Consider the following 19401-nt stretch of genomic DNA (forward strand, 5'->3'; position numbering starts at 1 on the left):
TAGGGCCGTTGACGGTCAACGTCGTCAGCGCGCCATTTCCTCCCAAGGTCACACCAGGGCCCAGCAACAGCGCATTGACTGTCCGCGAATCGATGTTCACCGTTCCCGACGTAATCTTGACGTTGCTCGTCGGATTGGCGGCGTCGAAGCTCGTTACGTAACCATCGGCTGGCAGCGGAATGAGGGCCAGACCATTCTGGCCGCCCGAGATCGTGGCGAAGTCGAGACTTCCGCCCGGGCCGACAACGGCGGCATTGAGGAGAATATTATTCGTCAACGCCGGCCCGGCTTGCAGCAAGCTGATCTGATTCGGTCCGTTGTCACTCAGCGCATTTCCCACACCCACCAGTTCGGCCTGGCCGTTGTTGGTGAGAGACCACAGGTTCAGCCTGGTCGTGCCGGCGCCGGTGGTTTCCGATTCGAGCGTGCCGCGGTTGTTGATCGTAACAGCGCCGACGGTTTCGCTTGTGCCAGCCGCATTGCCGATCATTTCCAAGCGACCTTGATTGATCGTGATGGCCGCCGCGTCGGTCAACCGGTCCTGCAGGTTCGTCGTGGTGTTGTCCAGCACGAGCGTGCCGTTCTGGATGGTGGTGGCGCTTACGTTCGAGAGCAACGTGCCATTGCCGGAAAACCGCACCGTACCGCCGTCGGTGTTGGTTCCACCGATCGTCAGCGCGCCAGCAAAAGTCGCTGGGCCGGCGATGACGATTTCGCCAAGACCAGTTTTGGTCAGACCGGCAGCATTGCCGGCGAACAAACCTTCGGTAAAGCCACTCTGAAACGTGGTGACTTGATCGGTGTTGTAGTTGGTAATCGTCCGGCCAGCGGTCAACAACGTTTGTGTCGTGCTGGTGAACGCGATGTCGTTGCTGCCCAAGATCAACAGCGAACCATCGAGCGAGATCGGCCGATTGACCGTGCGATCGGCCCCCTGGGCCATGATGTTGCCGCCGCTGATCGCGACCAGGCTGCTATTGCCGAATGCCGCATTGCTGCCGATTTCGGTGATGCCCGCCGTCAACCGCGTAGCGCCGGTGTACGTGTTGTTGCCGCTCACGCGCAACGTGCCCGTGCCAGTTTTGCTCCACATGCCGACGCTGCCGTCGGCGCTGCCGCCAATCAAGTTGGCCGAGATGATCAAGTCGGTGGCCGCATTGGCCAGCGCGGTGTCATTCACCGCAATCGTGTGCACGCCTGCCGTGGCTCCGCCGCCACCGATACCGGAGAAGAACGAACCGATATCCAGGTTGCCGCCGGAGATCGTCGTGGCGGGACTCAAGCCGCTCGAGCCTTGAAAACCAGCATTCACGGTGATGTCGCCGAGCAACTTCACCGTAGCGCCGCCCAAGGTCACATCGGCCGAGTCGCTGCGGCTCTGCTGCAGGGTCAAGCTGCCGATGGTGTCATTAAAGCCGTTGAAATCGAGCGTGCCGTTGCCGAGCACGGTGACCGTATTCAACCCGGTTCCAAAGTAGTTCGTTTCCGGGATCTGATCGGCCGCCAGCAGCCGAACCCGGCCCGGGTTTGCCACGCCATCGCGGTTGTCGCCAATCGACAGCGCACCCGACAACGCCACGGCGCCGCCGGTCTTGCCGAGTTCCAGCGTTCCCTGCACAACGCTCACCAGGGCATTGGTTGTGTTGTCTGTCGAGCCCGAGAACCGCAGCGTACCCTGGCCGAACTTGAACAACTGGCCGTCGCTGGAGTTCGGAGTGTTGCGGATGCTGCCGGAAATATCGAGCGTACTGCCGAGGTTGACGCCGATGCTCGCATGGTTCGTAAGCGTAATGACGCCGCTCAGCGTGTTGCTGCCGCCCGTGCCGCGGAGAGCGCCGAGTGTCTCGTTGTCGAACCCCACGCCGTTAAGCGCGATGGTGATGTTCTCCGCGATATTCACGCCACCCTGCACTTGCAGAGCACCGCCACCGAGCACAATCGTGCCAGCCGTCGTCGCACCGAGCGCGGTGTTGCTGCGCGCGTTGATCGCACCCTGCGTGACCGTGATGATCCCGTCATAGGCCGAGTTGTTGCCCGCCAGAATCAACGAGCCATCGCCGAGCTTGCTGATCGGGCCACTGCCCGAAACCGACCCGCCGATGTTCAGACTGCCGCGACCATCGATCGTCAGTGTCTGCAGGTTGGCGATGTTGACCGCGCCAAGCGTAATCGTCGCGCCGTCATTCGCCGAATAGAAAGTCTGCGCAGCGCCCAGCGTCAGGGGCGCCGTGAAGTTAGCACCGCTGCCCGGCGCGTTGTAAACAAAACCTTCGAGCAACGTGAGCGGCGCACCACTAATGTTGAAGGCCGCGTCAGAAACCGTCACCGAGCGAAACCGCGTTCCTGCCGCGAAATCGTTCACGCTCGTAAACACCGCAGCGCCCGTAGGAAACGCCAGGTTATCGTCCTGCTGCGGCGCGACACCACTTTGCCAGTTGGCCGCGGTCGTCCAATTGTTATCAGCGCCGCCGCCGACCCAAACCATGGTCGCCATCAGCGAGCGATTTTCGAGCTGCTCGAGAAACATCTTCCGCCGCACTTGTGGCGGCATGCGCCGCGGCTGCAGATGCTTGGCATCTTTCCGCTGAGTGTGAGCGCAGTTCGGACCCTGACCACGTTGACCGTAGGGGTTGCTATTCATGTTGGAGAGGTTTTATTCGTACCGAAGGAGAGTTGACCGAACCGCGCAATCAGAGACAGGATCCATGGACCCGTTGGTGGTCAAAGAGCAGCTCTTGGCTGGCAGCGCAGGATTCCGTTAGTCCCGCGGTGAAAATCAAGTTGTTACCAGTACATTCGCAATCCCGCGAATGTGCGCTTCTTTTGCCCGTTCCCTGCAGTCCTGCGCCCGAGCCACTTTACCGATTAGAAAAATTCACCGGATTGGTGGACTTAACCGGGCGACGCACTGATTCTGCTTGAAACTGCGACAGAATGTCAATCATTACGCGAGGATTAGTTCAATTTTCAACTAAACGTAACCGGCGCAGATACTTCGGTGACGAATAAACGTCGCGACAGATTGTCCTGTTCGGCCCTATAGATTGGACCGCTGGCTGATTTAGAAGCAGTTACAGCCACCAGGCTGCCCCCACTTACCGCTCCCGATACGCCGCCACGGCCAATTCATCGCAGCGGTCATTTTCCGGATGACCGCTATGACCGGCCACTCGTGTGAGCTTCATGTGAGGATGCTGGGCCTTCAACACATCCAGCTGTTTCCACAGGTCGTCGTTCTTTAGGGGTGCTAGCTTCCCCTTTTCCTTCCGCTTCCAGCCGTTCTTCTTCCAGCCTGCCATCCACTCTTCCAGCCCTTTGCGAACATACTCGCTGTCGGTCAAGACTTCGACAAAGACATCGGGGCGGGTTAGCGCGGTCAGTCCCTGGATGACGGCCATCAGTTCCATGCGGTTGTTGGTCGTTTCGGCTTCAAAGCCGGAGTTCTCTTTGACCGTTCCCGACTTGGGATGCTTCAAAATATAAGCCCAGCCGCCTGGCCCGGGATTGCCGCCGCAGGCTCCATCGGTAAAGAGGAGTACTTCTGGCCCAGAGGATGATTCAGGCATGACTTAGCTAACGGCAGAGGTTGCGGGGCGAGGCTGATCTGAACTACGAAGTTGTGCCCGGCTGAGTTCGCCCAGGGCGTGAGTAACCCTGTGCTGTTCGGACTGACTTAACGGCACGCCGCCAAACCGAACCCGATGATAACAGTCGACAATCGGATCCAGAACAGCAGTGGGTAAGACCAACCACTCCCCGGCCAGGTTCGCCATGTCTCGCGCCGTCGCTTGCGGCGGCACTTTGATTCCCCGCCGGGCCAAGATCCGTGTCAGCTCCACAAAGAAATCCGGCGCTTGATCGATCGACTCGCGCTTGGCCGACCGCCGTTGCTGCCAGTACCAGCGAACCGCCAGCAACAATCCTCCCGCCGCTGCCGGCGCGACAGTCATCAGCCCGAGCAGCAGCGCATACTTGAACCACGGCGGACCACCACTGCCCGGCGAGTCACTGGCCGTCGCTGCCATCTCGCGCGAACCATCTTTCGAACGCAACGACTTCTGCAGCCAACGTTGCCAGGCCGTGCCGTCGAGCGCCGCAGGAAACATCTCGCGCGAGCGACTGGTGATGGGCTCCAGCACCGAGTCTTGCCGGCCGGAGTTCAGCCCCAGCACATAGTCGCGCCACAAGTAATCGGCGTAGTCAAAAATGTCGTGCACCTGCGTCGCCAGATTCGCCTTCTCGAGCGCCGCTTCTTCCTCGCTCGACGCCGGCGTGGGATCCAATCGATACCAGGCGCCGCTGCCGCTGGGCTTACCGGCGATTTCGTCTGGCGACAACTCATCAGCCGTCAGCAACACTTCGACCCAGGCATGAGCATGCTTCTGGCGGACCAGATAGTAATGCCCCACGGCGTTCCAATCGCCACCCTTGTAACCCACGACCAGGCGGGCAGGAATTCCTTGGCTGCGCAACATCATCACCAGCGCACTCGCAAACAGTTCGCAGTGCCCGCGGTGACTCACGCCGATGAAGTGCTCCAACGGATCTTGCTCCGTTTCGGTCGCGTTTTCTTCCGGCCCATCAAACTGCAGCGCGTAGTGATACTTGCCGGAAATGAACAGGTGATTCCGCAGCGCGAGCGCTTGCATCAAATGCGATTCATCGGCGATCCGTTGCGAATGAATGACCTCATCGGCGACCTTCTGGATCTGCGGAAACCGGGTGGCATCGAACTCGCGATGCTTGCGGTAATCCTCCACGAAGTCGTTGAAATCCTGCTTGTTTCCCGGGTTGTAATGCGGAATCGCCGGCAGTTGCCGACCGTTGTGAATCGCGAGCGTGCCGATCGCATACCGCAATTCCCGCAGCAGGCTCAGCTGTTCTTCGTTGCCGTTGCGCAGCAGGCGGGGAACTCGTTTCCTATCGTCGACCCAGCTCGGCGTTTCGGGCAGGCGGATCACCGGAAACATCGCGAACAATGATTTTGCCTGCACGCCATCCAGCACGATTTCTTGCTTCACGAAATCGTCGGGAGTCTTGGCTTCACTGACATGCACGCTCAAGCCCCGCGTCCGCATGTCGTCGCGATACGACCACCGCCCGCCCTGTTCATTCCGTTGATAATGGTTCAGCACCTGGCCGTGAAAATAAGGTTCGGCCGTCAATTGCATCGCGCGGTTATTCTGGGGGTTCACAAAGCTCACGCGCATCACCGGCTGATCGCTGAACTTCAGATTTCCCGATGTCTGCAACACGACATCGCCGCTGAAACCACTCACCGTGCTACGGCCACGACCCATCTGCCACACAGCTTCGCTCAGCCGCGGCGCGGTGAAGAAAAAGACGAGCGTAAACACCAGACTGCCGAGCGTGATCATCAACACGTTACGGGCCAGCCATGGCCCGCGCACCCAATGCTCCAGTTGCAGTTGTCGTGCAGTCGAAGATTGTTGCCGCGGCGGATCGAGCAATCGATGGAGCGACGTCGCCGATTTCGCCGGCGCGCGCGGCGTGTCTTCATCCACTACATCGCGCTGATAACAAAGCAGAATCATGCTGGCGATCGCCGTCGCCATATAAATGGTCAGCAACAGCCCAAACTGCGGCCCCATCGCCAGCGCTGCCGCCACCACCACCTGCAACACGCTCAGCACCAGCAGCTGCCAATGCACCCGCCGGCTCTTCAGCTGAAAGACGAGCACCACCTGCAGATAGATGAGCATGTGCGAAATGGTCAGCAGCTGCGCCTCGCGATCGCGAGTCAACCGCATGAACTCGCGAAACGTCCAAGCCACCGACAACAGCGCCGCCAGATTGCCCAGCCCGCGCGGCACCTGCACCCAGCCATACCAATCGGTCACCACCAGCGCGACCACGGCAGCCAAACCGAGCGCATAGGGAAACCAAGTCTGGTCCCCGGTCAGCACCAAAAACAACGCCCCCAGCACCGCCAGGCCCGCCGTCGTCAGTTGCAGCCAGCGCTGAAGATTCACAGAAATCGCCCCGTCCAAAAATGACCACCGCCGTTGATTATAGACACCCGCCGATCTGCCCATCGCCCCGAGCCGATACTTCTGCCGATATCCCCTCTTTCAGACGATGGTTATATAACAGATGATAACAATTTAGATTTTCTCTAAGTCGTATTCATTAAATGACTTGCGAAATTTTGACGCGCCAAAGGTATAACCTTTTATAACCTCTCCATAACCCCAGCATCCTCCTCGACATTCCGCCGGAAAATATAACCGTTATAATCATTTTCAAATTGACGTAACCAATTTCAGTGGTTCATGTTATGTCAATTCGTTCGGTCTGACTCATAACCTTTTATAACCCCGCCGATTTCCGGCAGGGCGAGGCTCCCGCCGAGCCGTCACGGTGGGAATTCACTGGCTGTCGGCGACTGCATTCGACCGGCGCGGCTCGGCAGGAGCCGCGCCCTCCCGAATAGCGATCTCACTTCCCTCCCAAGAAATGCAGCAACCCACCGCGCTGGTAACCCCAGCCGATGGTTGCACATTCTCGAAGCTCGATCGCTAAGTGATTGTATACTAATGTTCACTTATGTCAAGCTCGGTAGTGGTCGACTAAGTGGACCTGCGAAAAATCTGAAAATAATTTTACCACAAGAAATGAAAAAGCCCCGCCATTTCTGACGGGGCCGACTGGCGACTAGTTGTCGCCTATCCGCTCGATCGCTTCGATGATCGATGGTCGCTTTGGTTCAGGCTTCACGTAGGTGCCAACCGCTTCGATCATTTCGGCAATCGTCCACTGCCGATCTGCCAGACCTGCCGCTTGTGCTGGCGTCGACTTAATCGTGCCGTGCATCGCGACGTAGTTGTAGTGCATGAAGAACAAAGCCAAGGCCGCTTCGTGGTGCTCGTGCGACTTGCTGAAGCCGTTCGTCAACCGAGTGAACCGACGCATGCCCATGCGAATCGTCAGATTGAAACGTTCGCTGTGGCTGGTGTTCATGCGGCTCTCGTCTGGCTTGCCAGCGATAGTCCGCAGTTTCATTTCGACTATCTTCGCGGGGCTGTAGCGGGTCTGATCGCCAGCGCTCGCGAATATCTTGATGACCATGCCGTAGTCGGCGTTCGGGAAGTGATTCGGGATCAGGTGCTTGTAGGGCTTCCAACCGTCGCTGCTGATCTGGCAGCGGCCTTTCTCGCAAGCCCGCTGGAGCTTCTGCACGAACTCCAAACCGTTCTGGTGAGTCCGCTCGCCTGAATGCCAAGCGAGGATGAGCCGCGTGTTGCGCTCGAAGCCGACATAGCAGTAGTTGTCACCGCAGCTGCCAACCGGCAGGCTGTTAATCTTGCGGGTCCGCTCCTTCATCATGCAGAAGCTCCAAAGTTCGTCGACGCTCACGTCCTTCACTGGCTGGCCGACGATCACGTTTTCGAGGAATGTCTTGCAGCGCTGGCCAACGGTCAGCAGCAATTCGAGAATCGTGTCTTTGCAGACACCCGACAAACGCGAAGTAGCACGGATGCTCAACCCTTCGCAAAGCATGCTGATGACCTGCGCCGACTTCTCAACTCCAAGCCTCATGCCGCTGAGCACCTTCGTGCTGTGCGTGAACCGCTTACCGCATTCCAAGCACTTGTAGCGCTGCGTTCCGCACTTCGTCATCCCGCTCTTCTTGCTCCGGGGGTGATTGCATTCTGGGAGACCGATCATAGGGACAGCCTTCAAAGTTGCGGCTGCCTCGCTTATGATTCCAGTTACTACGCTGGGGAATCGGGCGAACAGCCTGGTTTTCTTTGCTGGCCCAGTTCGACCTTGCCGGGTTGGACTGGGCTTTTTTCGTGGGCTTGCCGGCCCGCGTTGATTTCTATTATATTAGAATCATGTTCGCCGTCAACATGATTCGATTATATTTCTTTCAAGGAGTGGAAAATAGGGAAGAAAAAGGCGCACGGCGGCAAACGGAAGGGCGCTGGCCGGAAGCCAATTGACCCTGACGCAAAGGCCGTTCTGGTGGCCGTTACAGTGCCGAGTGACGTAGTGGCACAACTCGATGAGCTACGCGAGAAAGAGGGTTGGAACCGCTCACAGGCGGTCACAATTGCCATTCGCGAATTGCTTAGCAAGAAGGGCTGAGCGGAGAGCGGGGGTTACGATCCCAACGGCGACGCCGTACCCTCTACGATCAGTGGAACATTCAGGACCAGTACTACAACCAAACGCAAGCCGTGCGCGAAGCCAATGTGAAAGGGCTCTTCTGCCCCACGCGGCGCTCGCCGAGCAAGCCGAGTTCCGTCGGCGATATTCCCGACAACAGCACGCCGAGCGCCACCCATTTTTCCGGCGCGCTATCGGACTACGCCGGCAGCTCGGGCGATTTCAACTACTCCAGTTGGTACGACGGGGTGAATGCCAACGGCGCGATCTTTACCGGCGAAGTGATCGAGCAATCGGGAACGCTCATCAAGCGCTGGCGCGGTCGCGTTAACTTCGCCAAGATCGAAGACGGCACGAGCAATACGTTTCTCGTGGGTGAAAAGCACGTCCTGCAAGGCAAATTCACCATCGGCTACGGCGACGGCTCGATCTACAACGGCGACCACGAATGGAATTTCAATCGCGTCGCGGGCCCCGGCTATCCACTGGCGCCGAACCCCAAGTACGCGACCTCGAACGCTCAGCTCTACCTCTTCGGCAGCTATCACCCGGGCTTCTGCCAATTTGTGCTGGTCGATGGGGCGGTGCGCATGATTCGCAACGACATAAGCACGACCATCCTGCAGCGGCTCTCGGTTCGCAACGACGGCGAAGTCATTCCGGACTTTTAAAGCCTGCGCGTTCGCAAAATCAGCCGCCGGGCGCTAGCCCCGGCTTTGGTGCTGATATCCAGTAAGAGCCGCAGGTGAGCGCCTGGCGGCTGATACCCCGCCGAACTTTTCTTGCTAAATTCGGCAAATCCTCCAATAGGTGCGACAGGTGGGAAGACCTGCGCGCACATAGGAGGTGGGTAAGTTGGAATTCGTAGGCCGGAACAAGCTGTACGCAGCGCAGTTCCGGCAGAGGCGGCTTTGACGATCGGTTGCCGCTCCTGCCGGAACGGCGCGGAGTACCGCTCGTTCCGGCCTACAGCAATCCAACGACGGCAACGAAACGGCGGGCGTATGGGTTTCGCAGACGAGCGGCAATTAGCAGCGGCGCTAGGCCGGGGCGAGAGTATCGCCTGGCAAGCGCTTTACGATGCGCATGCCGCTCGGGTCTGGGATTGCGTTGCTCGCCGAGTCGGCCCGTGTGCCGCCGAAGTGGCCGATATCGTCCAAGAGACGATGCTGGCCGCGGCCCGGTCGGCACACACGTTCGATCCCGAGCGAGGTTCGCTGTGGATCTGGTTGAGTGGCATCGCGCGGCGGCAGGCGGCGTTGTTTTATCGTCGCAAGCAAACGCGACCGTCGCCTCGACCTGCCGTCGATGACGAATCGGTCGATTGGCTCGAAGGTGACGAAACCGATCCCGCCGATTGGCTCGCTGCGGGCGAGACGGCGGACCTGGTTCGCCAAGCACTGGCCGAGCTCCCTGCCGATTACGAAATCCTGCTGGCCGGCAAGTATTTTGCCGATCTGTCGCTCGCGCAACTCGCTGCCGAGAGCAACTGCACCGAAGCCGCGCTCAACTCCCGCCTGGCTCGCGCCCGGCGCGCGTTTCGCGCGGCGTTTGCCCGTTTGTGTCCTGATTCTGTTTCGACCGATCCGCTGACCAAGAACGTATGACCGAGTCGCCAAGAAATCCCGAATCTGCTGATCGCCCAGATCGCACCGCCAAATTGCTGACTGCAGCGGGGCAACATGGTGCGCCGGTCGATGCTGCTTTTCTCGCGCAGCTGCGCGAGCGATCGTTGGCGGAGTTCGCGGGCGCTCATCAACCTCAGCCACTCAACTCTTCCCGGAGATGGCAAATGCTTTTCCTGCGTACGATTTCAACTGCCCTTGCCACGGCGGCTGTCTTTTCTGCCCTCTGGTTTTCGCACAACCCGCGCGGCGGCCGTTCGACCGGACCGGAATGGGCCGCGCTCGATCGCCCCGCGCTCGCCGACAAGCCGATCATGTCGGCGTTTGCTCACCTGCAAAACTTCGACGCCGAAATCGATGGCACGGGTGGGACGCAAAAGATCAGCGGCGCCGAGAACGGCTTGCTCCGCTTCGATGCCGAGCCGGGGCGCTATTCGATCGTGCAGCGCAATCTCGCGTGGCACGTCGATGAAGCCGCCAATCGCGCCGAGTCGAAACCGGCTACGTATTTTTATCGCCGCGACGAAGCGGCTGCACTCAATCCGTGGCAGTTGCTCGGCATTCAGCCCGAAACGGGCGCTGCGGCCGGCTATCGCGAAGAAGAAACGAATCAAAACAACAGCCCACTCCTGGCGAGCTACTTCAACGCTCATTACCGCGGCCAAGCGGTGGCTGTCGAAGCGCGCGTGGATCCCGTGAAGAACTTGCCCCGCGATCTCACGATCTGGCCGCGAGCCAATCGCGGCGCGCAACCGCTCCTCCGCTTCCAACTCACGCAGGCCGGTGGTGCTGCCGATGCGACGAAGTTCAAGATTGCTGAGTCGCTCACCGAAGACGGCCGCATCGGCAAGATCGTCGATCTGCAGGGCTTAGTTTCGGTCCGCGCACTCGCCAGTGCGCGTTGGACACCACTGAGCAATCAAGCGCTGCTCGTTCCCGGCGATTGGCTTCGTACGGACAACCGCGGCGCAAATGCTGCCACGGTGCAACTCGCGCCGCAAACCAAGATGATCGTCGGCCCCGGTACGACCGTGGAATTGCCGAAGCCCGATCAACTGCGTGTGAGCACCGGCATCGTGCAGATCGCCGCGAGCGAAAAATCACCGATCACGCTCACTGGGCCCGACGGCGGCTCGGTGACGGTGAAGGCCAAAGAAATCTGGCAGATCGCGCAGAACAAACTGCAACAGCTGAAGGACGAACCACTCTGGCTGAAGGGTTACCTCGGCCAGGCCACGGCGGAGACGCTCGGCTCGCTCATCGCCCTGGTCGATGGTCGCAATGTGCCGCTGACGGTCGGTTATCACAAAGTGCTCGTTGAGATTCGCGATCAGATTGCTCGCACCACGATCGAAGAGTCGTTCGTCAATCGCACGAACACCGAACTGAAGGGCGAGTTTTATTTCCCTCTGCCGCAAGATGCCTCGATCTCCGGCTTCGGCATGTGGATCGGCGACAAGCTGGTCGAAGCCGATGTTGTCGAGAAGCAGCGCGCTCGCGAGATCTTCGAACAAATCCTCCGCGAGAAGCGCGATCCTGGCCTACTCGAATGGACCGGCGGCAACATTTTCAAAGCCAGCGTCTATCCGATTCCCGCCCACGGTGAAAAACGGATCAAGATCACGTACACGCAGGTCTTGCCGCTGGTCGGCGATTCGTATCGCTACAGCTATGCTCTGCAAAGCGATCTATTGAAACAGAACCCACTGCGGCAGCTCGACATTGCGGTCAACATTCAATCGACCCAGCCGTTGCAGCAAGTCATCTCGCCGACGCATCCGACGCGGAACCCGCTTGAGAAATCCTCGCACGCCAATCACCTGGCGCGACTCGAATTCAGCGCGCAAGATTACACGCCGACGCGCGACTTCGAAGTGGTCGCCACACTGGCCACACGCAATCAAGATCTGACGCTTATCCCGACTCAGCGCGGCGACGACGGTTACTTCATGCTGCTGATGCAGCCGCCAAATCACACCGGTCAATGGAAACGGCCTCTCGTCAACGACGGCCAACCGCTAGAGCTGTTGATCCTCGCCGATACCAGCGCGTCGATGGACAAGAGTTCGCGCACTCGCCAAGGCGAAGTTATCGCCGCGCTGCTCGGTTCGCTTGCCCCGAAAGACAAATTCAATCTCGCCGTTTGCGATGTCGATTGCATTTGGGCGATGGAAAAGAGTAGCGAAGCCACGCCCGAGTCGATTGCCAAGGCTCGTGACATGCTCGACAAGCGTCGTTCGCTCGGCTGGACCAACTTGCAACGCGGCTGGGAAAGTGCATTGCAAAAAGCAGGCGACGGCGCGCACATCATCTACCTCGGCGACGGCGTGATCACTCGCGGCACTTTGGATATCGCTGGCGATACGCAAGCGATTGCATCCGCCGCCAAAGGCAAGAACGTTATCGGCCACGCGATCGCCGTCAGCAGCAGTTATGAATCGCAAGTTCTGAAGGCTCTCGCCGCCGTCGGTGGTGGTTCGCTGCGGCAATCTGGCGGTGAAGTGAAGCCGGCGCAAGTCGCACACGATTTTCTGGTCGAAGCAACGCGCCCCGCGCTGCGAAATATGAAAGTCACGTTCAACGGCTTCCGCACGGCAGCCGTTTATCCGCCGACTCTCGCCAATCTGCCGGCCGGCACGCAGCAAGTCATTCTCGGCCGTTATTTGCCCGATTCCGCCGAGAAGAAAGCGGAAGTGATCATCATCGGCACGCTCGATGGCAAACCGGTCTCCTATCGCGCCGATGTCGATCTGAAACAAGCACCCAAGGCCGGCAGCGACGACGATGCGTCGTTCATTCCGCGTCTGTGGGCCCGCGCTCATCTCGATGAACTTCTCTCGCAGGGTTCCTCGCAGCAGACGCAGGAGCAGATCATTGCGATGTCGGAAGAGTATCACATCATCACGCCCTACACGTCGCTGCTGGTGCTCGAGACCGACGCCGACCGTGAGCGTTTCAAAGTGAAGAAGCGAGTGCAAATTCGCGACGCCGAGCGCTTCTTTCAGAAGAGCAACGACGATCTGCGGTTCGCCCTTATTCAGCAGCAGCTCGAGCAAGCCCAGGCCTGGCGACAACAGTTGCGGCAGCAGTTGCTGCAGTCGCTGAGCACGCTCGGTCGCGATGCCAATCTGCTACAGGCCCGCGTGCGAGAGGAGCTTTCCAAGTCTCTTTCAGAGCCGACTCTCTACAACTTCTCGCGTCACGGTCACTATCTCGGCGATGCAAATCACCTCAGCATGTCGCTGGGGCGATTGAGTGCGAGCTCGGGTGGCGGTGGTGCTGGTGGTGCCTTTGGTAATCAGTGGAATGAGGGCTGGTTGGATTCGGACGGCGATGCGCTCACCGTGCTCGCGGACGACTTCAGCGAAGCGGACGAAAAGGGGTACTTCAACGGCCGATTCGGAAGGCCGGTGAAATTGGGTGTCGCGCTGAGTGGTTTGCGCGGAGTAGGCGATCGTGCCTTCACCGGCGAAGAGCTCTTTGATGTCGAGTACGAGTTTTCGGCCCGTGACGGTGAAAAGCAGTCGGCTACCCACCTGTGGGCCGCAACCAACGGGCTCGGCATGATCGACGCACAATCTGATTTTCTGGACGCTGGCGGCAAGTTGAATATCAATGTGTTCAACTCCGACGGCCTGATGCTGGGTGAAGCCAAAAACGAATTCGAATCCAATGGGGGTGAGTACTTCAGTTACGCCGGCCGTGGTTTGCAGTGGGGGTTCGATGGTCCGGTTCGCTACAAGCGGGCTCAGCGCGGCTATGGCTACGTCGCTCCTGCCCGGCAGTCGCTGTTGCCCACGCCGCCTCCCTTCCACGTCTCGCAACGCAAACCGCGCGAGCGCAAGACCAGTTGGCCAGCCGAAGCGGTTACGTTGCTCCGCAGCCTCGAGCTCGATGCCGATCTGCGGAAGCTGGCCGGCGGCGTGCTTGTCGATCGGCAGGAGGATTCGTTCAACATTCGTACTGCAGCCCTCAGCAGTCGGCGACAAACGCGGCAGCTTTATTCTCCCGCTGCCTGGCTGACTCGCGGCGATCTGCAGCGCGACGATTCGCCGCTGCTGCAATGGTGCGACAAGAGCGAGCGCGGCAACCACTCGCTGGCCTTCGGCGTGTCGCTGGTCCGCAAGAGTGACGATGCGGATTTGCAGTTCCTCCCTGATCTGCTCAACGACACGCATCGCTGGGATCAAACCCTGCACGATTACGACGTGAAGATCGAACGCCCCGCGCCGAACCGCGTGCTGATCATCGCTAAGGCCAGCGAGGATGTTCTCGCTGGCTACGAGGAGCAGCGCTGGTTGATCGACACCGAGCTCCGACTGGTGATTGAATCGGAACGGCGTTACCAAGATAAGCTGGTCGACCGCACGGTCTACAGCAAGTTTGTGCAGATCGGCGAACGGTTCGTGGCAACAACGGCTGAGAATTTCGACGCCAAGGGGAAGCGGACCAGCCTCAGCACTTTGCAAGTGAAGGAACTCGCCGCCGCCGATTTCAAAACCGCCTGGGATAGCGAACAGAAAGCGCGCACGACGGCCGTGACGTTGCAGCTGCCGTTGCCCAAATTGGCCGATGCCGAAAAGCACATCGCCGCCGGCCAGGCAAAGATCGAGGACCGCATCACGCTCCTTGGCCGGCAGTATGGACGGAATCAATGGAATGAAGCCGCGAAGGAACTCGAAGCCGCCGAAAAACTCGCGCCCGGCAAACCCGGTTGGGATTGGATTCGCCTGGTGTTGCTGTGGGAAAGTCGCCGCCACGCCGAAGCCAAGGATTGGTTGCTGACTGCCGCTGAAAAGACGGTCGCCGCGCGGCCGGCCACGGAGTTTGCCATCGTGCAACGGCTGCGGCATGTTTCGCTGCAGTTGACTGGCGGCAACGAACAGCTGGAATTGCTCGCCGCGCTGCAACCTGCGTATCTACGCTTCGCAGCGCCGCGCAACGGTGAGAAGGAATACCAACTCGCTCGTCTCGATTCGCTGAGCACGGCAGGTCGCAATGACGAGTATCGCGACTTGCTATTGCAGCTGACCAAAAAGTATCCGAGCGATGCGAGTCTGCAGCAGTTCCACGTTGGCCAGCTGCGGCAGAACGGCGACATCGCGGCAGCGCTTGCTTGGATCGAAGCCGCGCTCGCCAGCGACGTCGATTGGCAAGAGCACGAAGCCGATAATTTCCGCAGCTTGTACTGCGACATTCTCGAAAGCGAAGGCCGCTATGCCGACGCGGCGAAGTTTGCTCGCACTTGGATTGAGAAAAATCCCAACACACAGAACGGCCACGATCGGCTGCTGGCGTATCTGGTCCTCAGCGGTCAAGAGCCGCAGGCCTTTGCACTCGCCGAAACCTGGCTCAAGGAAAATGTGCCAGCCGTGGGTCAACCGCTGAAATATCCAGCGTTTTTGAAGGTCTATTCCGCCGTGCAATTGCTGCTCGGTCAGGGCCGCAACATCAGCCAGGCGACGTTGAACGCCAAGTATCTGCCGCAGCTCGAAAAGCTGTTGCTACAGTTCGTCGGGAGTAATGATGCTCATTCGATCGCGCTGCAGATCTGGAATGAAAACGACTTTCGCAGTTCGCCAGCCCGCGAGCGCGTGCAACTCGCGATCTTCGCTCGGCTGCAAGAAAACATCGGCACGTTGCCCGTCGATCAAGTCCAACGGCTGTTCGACATCGCTCCCTGGAATGGCAACATTCCGAATTTGCTCGGCAGCTGGGAGCGAATTCAAAGCGAACTGGAACGCCGCTGGGCTGTGGAAAAGAAAATTCGGCCTCGGGCGAAGTACCGCGAACTGATTCTCCGCATCACCGACATTCGCGGCACGAACGAACGCGAACAAGCCTTGCGAAAGTTCCTCGCTGGCGCTCTGCCGCGGGAAAAAGATCAAGCCACGCTCGATCTGTTCAACTTCCTGATGATTCAATCGTGGACCGCGGAGCGCGAAGCCGAGACGCTGAAGCTGCTCGATCAGCTGGGCCAATCGGAGCCACCGAACGCTCGACTCCACACCCGCGTGCAAGCGCTCTATCGCTGGACCGATACCCTGGAAGGACTCCGCGGTTCGTACCTGATCAACAAGATCGATCACCCCGATAAGTGGAAGCGTGAAGCGCTCGACAAGGAACATGAAAAGCTCCGCAAGCAAGCTCGCGAAGAAATTTCGCAGCGGCTCGCCACGGCAGCCAATGCTCATCAAAACGATCCACTGGCGCGCTGGTTCCTGCTCGAGCATCTCACCCTCGAAATCCGCTTGGAGCGAAAGCTGCCGCAAGTGTCTGATCAACTCTGGTCGCAGTTGCAGCAGTCACTCGATCGTCAGCCGGCAACGGAACCAAAGGATGATGATGCAGCCGCCGAAGACGACGTTGCTCAAGCACTCGAAGACGTCTGGCAACATCGACTCCTCAAATCGCTCCTCCACCTGGCCGCCCGCAAAGACGCGCCGGCTGGAGAATCCAATCGGCTCATCAAGCTCTTCGAAGCCGAACAAAAGCTGCGGCAGGACCGCCAGGCCGATCCGACACCTGCCGAAAAACGAGTTGAGAAACGGGCCGCAAATCGGCTCGATTGGCAGCAGCTTCATTACGAACTGCTGCTCGCTCGCGATCGGCCTGCCGAGCTCCAACAACTGCTGACCGGCTTCGTCGCGCTCGGCGATGAAACGGGGCGTTGGCGTCGGCAGCTGGCTCGCGTGTATGCCGAGCTGAATAAGTTGGAAGCGGGCGTGCAGGTCTTCGAAGACTTACAGCGAGCCGACTTGCTCGGCAGCGAAGACTATCGTGCACTCGCCACGTGGTATCACGCGCTCGATCAGCGCGCCAAGCACGAAGCGGCCCAAGTGCGCGTCTATCGCTTTCAAAATCCGTGGCAGCTTAATCAGCTGCTCACCCGCCAGTTGCAACGCTGGCAAACTCGCGGACCGGCGCCGGAAAAACTCGATCCCAATGTGCTGCTGATGTTCGCCGCGCTCCTCAAGGCGGAAGACAATCCGAGCTATTTCCTTTCGAACACGTTGCTCCAGTTCTACACAGCAACGCACGACCCGCGACTGCTCCAGTCCATCGCGCAGGCCCTGCCGGGTCACACGGCAGAGCGGGTTTATCCGATGCTCAGCCAGTGCTGGCAAGTGTTGCTGCAAGTCGAGCACGAAGCCACGATCGACGAACTCATCGAAGGCCTGGCTGAGGTTCGCAAAAGTGTAAAGACACCGCTCGATCAGCGCACGCTCGATCTGCTCGAATCACTCGCGCATCGCCGTGCAGCCGAATTGAAGAACGGTGCGCAACCGCATTTGCAAGCGGCTCTGGCAGCACTGCAGCGGGCCGAAAAGCGCGACTGGCAAACCGGCGAGCCGCTGCAGATGGTCGAGTATCTCGCCTCGCTGGGCGTCATTTCCCAGCCGTTGCTCGCAGCCGAACAGGTTCGCCTGCTCGGCGAATTGGTGCAACGAGAAAAGCCCGGCACCGAAGCGCATCTGCGCATGAGCGCTGCCTTTGCGAACACCGAATGGGGTTACGAACGAAAGGATCGAGCGATCCAACTGCTGACGACTGCCTGCGAGCAATATCGCGAAGCTCAGGGTGGCAAAGTGACGCAGGGCGCGCTCGACCACTGGTTCCGCATTGTGGAGTGGCAAGCTCAGCGCAGTCAGTTCGTCACGGCAGAACGGACGCTGGACACATTGCAAACGCAAGTGGCGAACAACCTGCTCGCCCAGCGAGTCATTCATCGCCGATTCGGTTTGTATGCTACGGCAATCCGCTCCAAGGGACTCACCTCGTTCGGCCGCGGCGAAGATCAATATCGCGCTGCCCTGGCTGCGTCACGCGAAGAAGCTCGCAAGCAGCCCGAGCTGAATTTTCTGGTTGAGCTCGCCAACCAAACCATCGGCGTGATCGAAGCCGCGCACGATGTGCAAATCGCTGCCGCGCCGCAAGACATGATCGCCTATGCTAACGACGACTTCGCCAAGATCCTGTCGCGCCAGGTGAATAACTACGACAACAGCGTCGAGCGGATGGCGCAGTCGCTCAACCGCGTGGCGGGTCCCAAGCCCGCAATCGCCTTTCTGCTCGATCGTTCCGACAGCGAGCCGATTTGGGTCCGCTATCAGGGGACCAACACCTGGGATCGCCACGCTTATCGGCTGGCCGAATGGCGGACGCGCGTGAAAGAGCTCAAGCAGGACCTCGGTGAACTCGAACCGCGGCTGCTCAAGTTTGTCATCAAGGAACTGAAGCGCGATCTCGCCGAACGGAGCTCGCGCAATCGCTACATGTATTATCGCCACCAGTGGTTCTGGGACGAAAAGGCGGGCGACTTCGCCGCAGCCGCTGAGGAAGTCCTCAAGACGTATCGCGACAACAACCACGTCGTGGCCTACATCGCTGAGTACTTCTACTACGGCTTGGATCGGCCCGATCGTGGCTTGGAGATTCTGCTCGACGCGCACGAGCGCAAGTTGCTCGACGAGAGCCAGCAGATCCGCCTGGTCTATCTGCTGCACGAGGCGAAGCGTTATGCCGAATCGATTCCGATTCTGGAACCGCTCGTTAAACGGCATCCGCTCGTCCTCACCCGCCGCTGCGAATTGATGAAAGCTTATTTCCATACCAAGCGGCAGCAGGCCCTGCTCGATCTACGTCAGCAAACGCACGATGTGTTCCACGAAGGGAGTCGCTGGCACGAAAGTGTGATGCACGAACTGGGCAACGCCTGCCTGGCCTGCGAACTCTTCGAGCCCGCCGTTGAGTACTTGAAGGAAGCGACCGCAGCCCATCTCAAGGGAACGAACGGCAAGAGCATTGGCGACAGCACGCTCTCCGCTCAGTTCCAATCGCTGGCCCAGTCTTACGCCGGCCTGAAGAACACCAAGGGCGCCGTCGATGCCGCGGCTAGCGCCATCATCTGCTGGCCGCGACAAGTGAACGAACGCGAAAACGCCTTGCATGTTCTGCGCCTCGTAATGCAGGCTTCGCCCAATCTAAAGGCTTACGTCAAGCAACTAGACCAAGAGACCAAGGAGCAAGATCGCCCTGTCGTTCGCAAAGCGCTCGGCATGGTGTTTCAGCAGGAAGGTGATTTTGCGGAAGCGATCACTCAGTATCGCGCTGCCGTGCAATTGACGCCCAACGATGCCGACTTGCACAAGAAGTTGATCGAATGCTTCGATGCTCGCAACGACAAGACCGGCGCGATCGCGCAGTCGCTCGATTCGCTGGAACTCAATCGCCGCAACTTCGAGCTCTGGAAGAAGCTGGCCCAGCGCTTGGATGCTGCCATGGATCCAGCGGAAGCCGAACGAGCTCGCACGTCGCTCGCCGAAGTCGCGCCGGGTGAAACCGAAGGGCTGACGATTCTCGCGCAAGAGCGCGAACAGCAAAAACGTCTCCCCGAAGCGCTCGAGCAATGGGAACAAGTCGCCAAGTTGCGAAAGCTAGAACCCCTCGGCTTGCTCAATATGGCCCGCGTGCAATTGCAGCTGAAGCAGAAAGACGCCGCAGCCGAGTCGCTACAGCAACTCGAAGCTCGAACCTGGCCGCAACATTTCCGCGCTGAGCTCGACCGGCAGCTGCCACAGCTGAAGGAACAAATGCGAAAATAAGATTGACATCTACTGGTTAAGCAGTAGATTGTTCTCCG

The 19401-nt window shown here is 59.3% G+C and carries 8 protein-coding genes (1 of these 8 cut by a window edge); 4 read left to right on the top strand and 4 right to left on the bottom strand.

Annotation, left to right across the window (positions count from 1 at the left end; genetic code table 11):
* The 4 genes from M9Q49_RS30155 to M9Q49_RS30170 form a co-directional block, all read right to left on the bottom strand.
* A protein-coding gene (locus M9Q49_RS30155; protein WP_254513017.1) for an autotransporter-associated beta strand repeat-containing protein crosses the window boundary here: on the bottom strand, window positions 1-2641 show its 5' end (the start). 26552 nt of this gene lie to the left of the window's left edge; 2641 of the gene's 29193 nt are visible here — the first part of the coding sequence; it begins with the start codon at window positions 2639-2641; its stop codon lies beyond the left edge, outside the window.
* A gap of 454 nt (window positions 2642-3095) precedes the next feature.
* On the bottom strand, window positions 3096-3566 hold the full coding sequence (gene rnhA / locus M9Q49_RS30160; RefSeq protein ID WP_254513018.1) for a ribonuclease HI: 471 nt from the start codon (window positions 3564-3566) through the stop codon (window positions 3096-3098).
* Window positions 3567-3569: 3 nt separating this feature from the next.
* Window positions 3570-5993: a transglutaminase TgpA family protein gene (locus M9Q49_RS30165; protein WP_254513019.1), complete on the bottom strand. Its 2424-nt coding sequence runs from the start codon at window positions 5991-5993 to the stop codon at window positions 3570-3572.
* A 682-nt stretch (window positions 5994-6675) separates the two neighbouring features.
* Window positions 6676-7689 carry an IS1/IS1595 family N-terminal zinc-binding domain-containing protein gene (locus M9Q49_RS30170; protein ID WP_449224115.1) on the bottom strand — a complete coding sequence of 338 codons (1014 nt, stop codon included), beginning with the start codon at window positions 7687-7689 and terminating at the stop codon, window positions 6676-6678.
* Window positions 7690-8001: 312 nt separating this feature from the next.
* Here M9Q49_RS30170 and M9Q49_RS36250 point away from each other — a divergent pair, with 312 nt between their 5' ends.
* The 4 genes from M9Q49_RS36250 to M9Q49_RS30185 all read left to right on the top strand — a co-directional run bounded on the left by M9Q49_RS36250 (window position 8002) and on the right by M9Q49_RS30185 (window position 19363).
* Complete coding sequence (locus M9Q49_RS36250) at window positions 8002-8112, top strand: ribbon-helix-helix domain-containing protein (protein ID WP_390845502.1); 111 nt, start codon at window positions 8002-8004, stop codon at window positions 8110-8112.
* Window positions 8109-8804 carry a DUF1559 domain-containing protein gene (locus M9Q49_RS30175; RefSeq protein WP_261365396.1) on the top strand — a complete coding sequence of 232 codons (696 nt, stop codon included), beginning with the start codon at window positions 8109-8111 and terminating at the stop codon, window positions 8802-8804. Before M9Q49_RS36250 ends, M9Q49_RS30175 begins: the two co-directional genes overlap by 4 nt.
* Window positions 8805-9137: 333 nt before the next feature.
* Window positions 9138-9740, top strand: a complete 603-nt coding sequence (locus M9Q49_RS30180) for an RNA polymerase sigma factor (protein WP_254513021.1) — start codon at window positions 9138-9140, stop codon at window positions 9738-9740.
* 185 nt (window positions 9741-9925) lie between these two features.
* A complete protein-coding gene (locus M9Q49_RS30185) occupies window positions 9926-19363 on the top strand; it encodes a VIT domain-containing protein (RefSeq protein ID WP_254513022.1) in 9438 nt (3145 codons plus the stop codon).
* Window positions 19364-19401: the final 38 nt, after the last annotated feature.

Origin of the sequence: Anatilimnocola floriformis (assembly GCF_024256385.1) — a bacterium.
Lineage (GTDB): Bacteria > Planctomycetota > Planctomycetia > Pirellulales > Pirellulaceae > Anatilimnocola > Anatilimnocola floriformis.

Coding starts and splice junctions, on each gene's coding strand:
- rnhA (WP_254513018.1), bottom strand. CDS start 3,566: ATGCCTGAATCATCCTCTGGGCCAGAAGTACTCCTCTTTACCGATGGA.
- M9Q49_RS30170 (WP_449224115.1), bottom strand. CDS start 7,689: ATGATCGGTCTCCCAGAATGCAATCACCCCCGGAGCAAGAAGAGCGGG.
- M9Q49_RS30180 (WP_254513021.1), top strand. CDS start 9,138: ATGGGTTTCGCAGACGAGCGGCAATTAGCAGCGGCGCTAGGCCGGGGC.
- M9Q49_RS30185 (WP_254513022.1), top strand. CDS start 9,926: ATGCTTTTCCTGCGTACGATTTCAACTGCCCTTGCCACGGCGGCTGTC.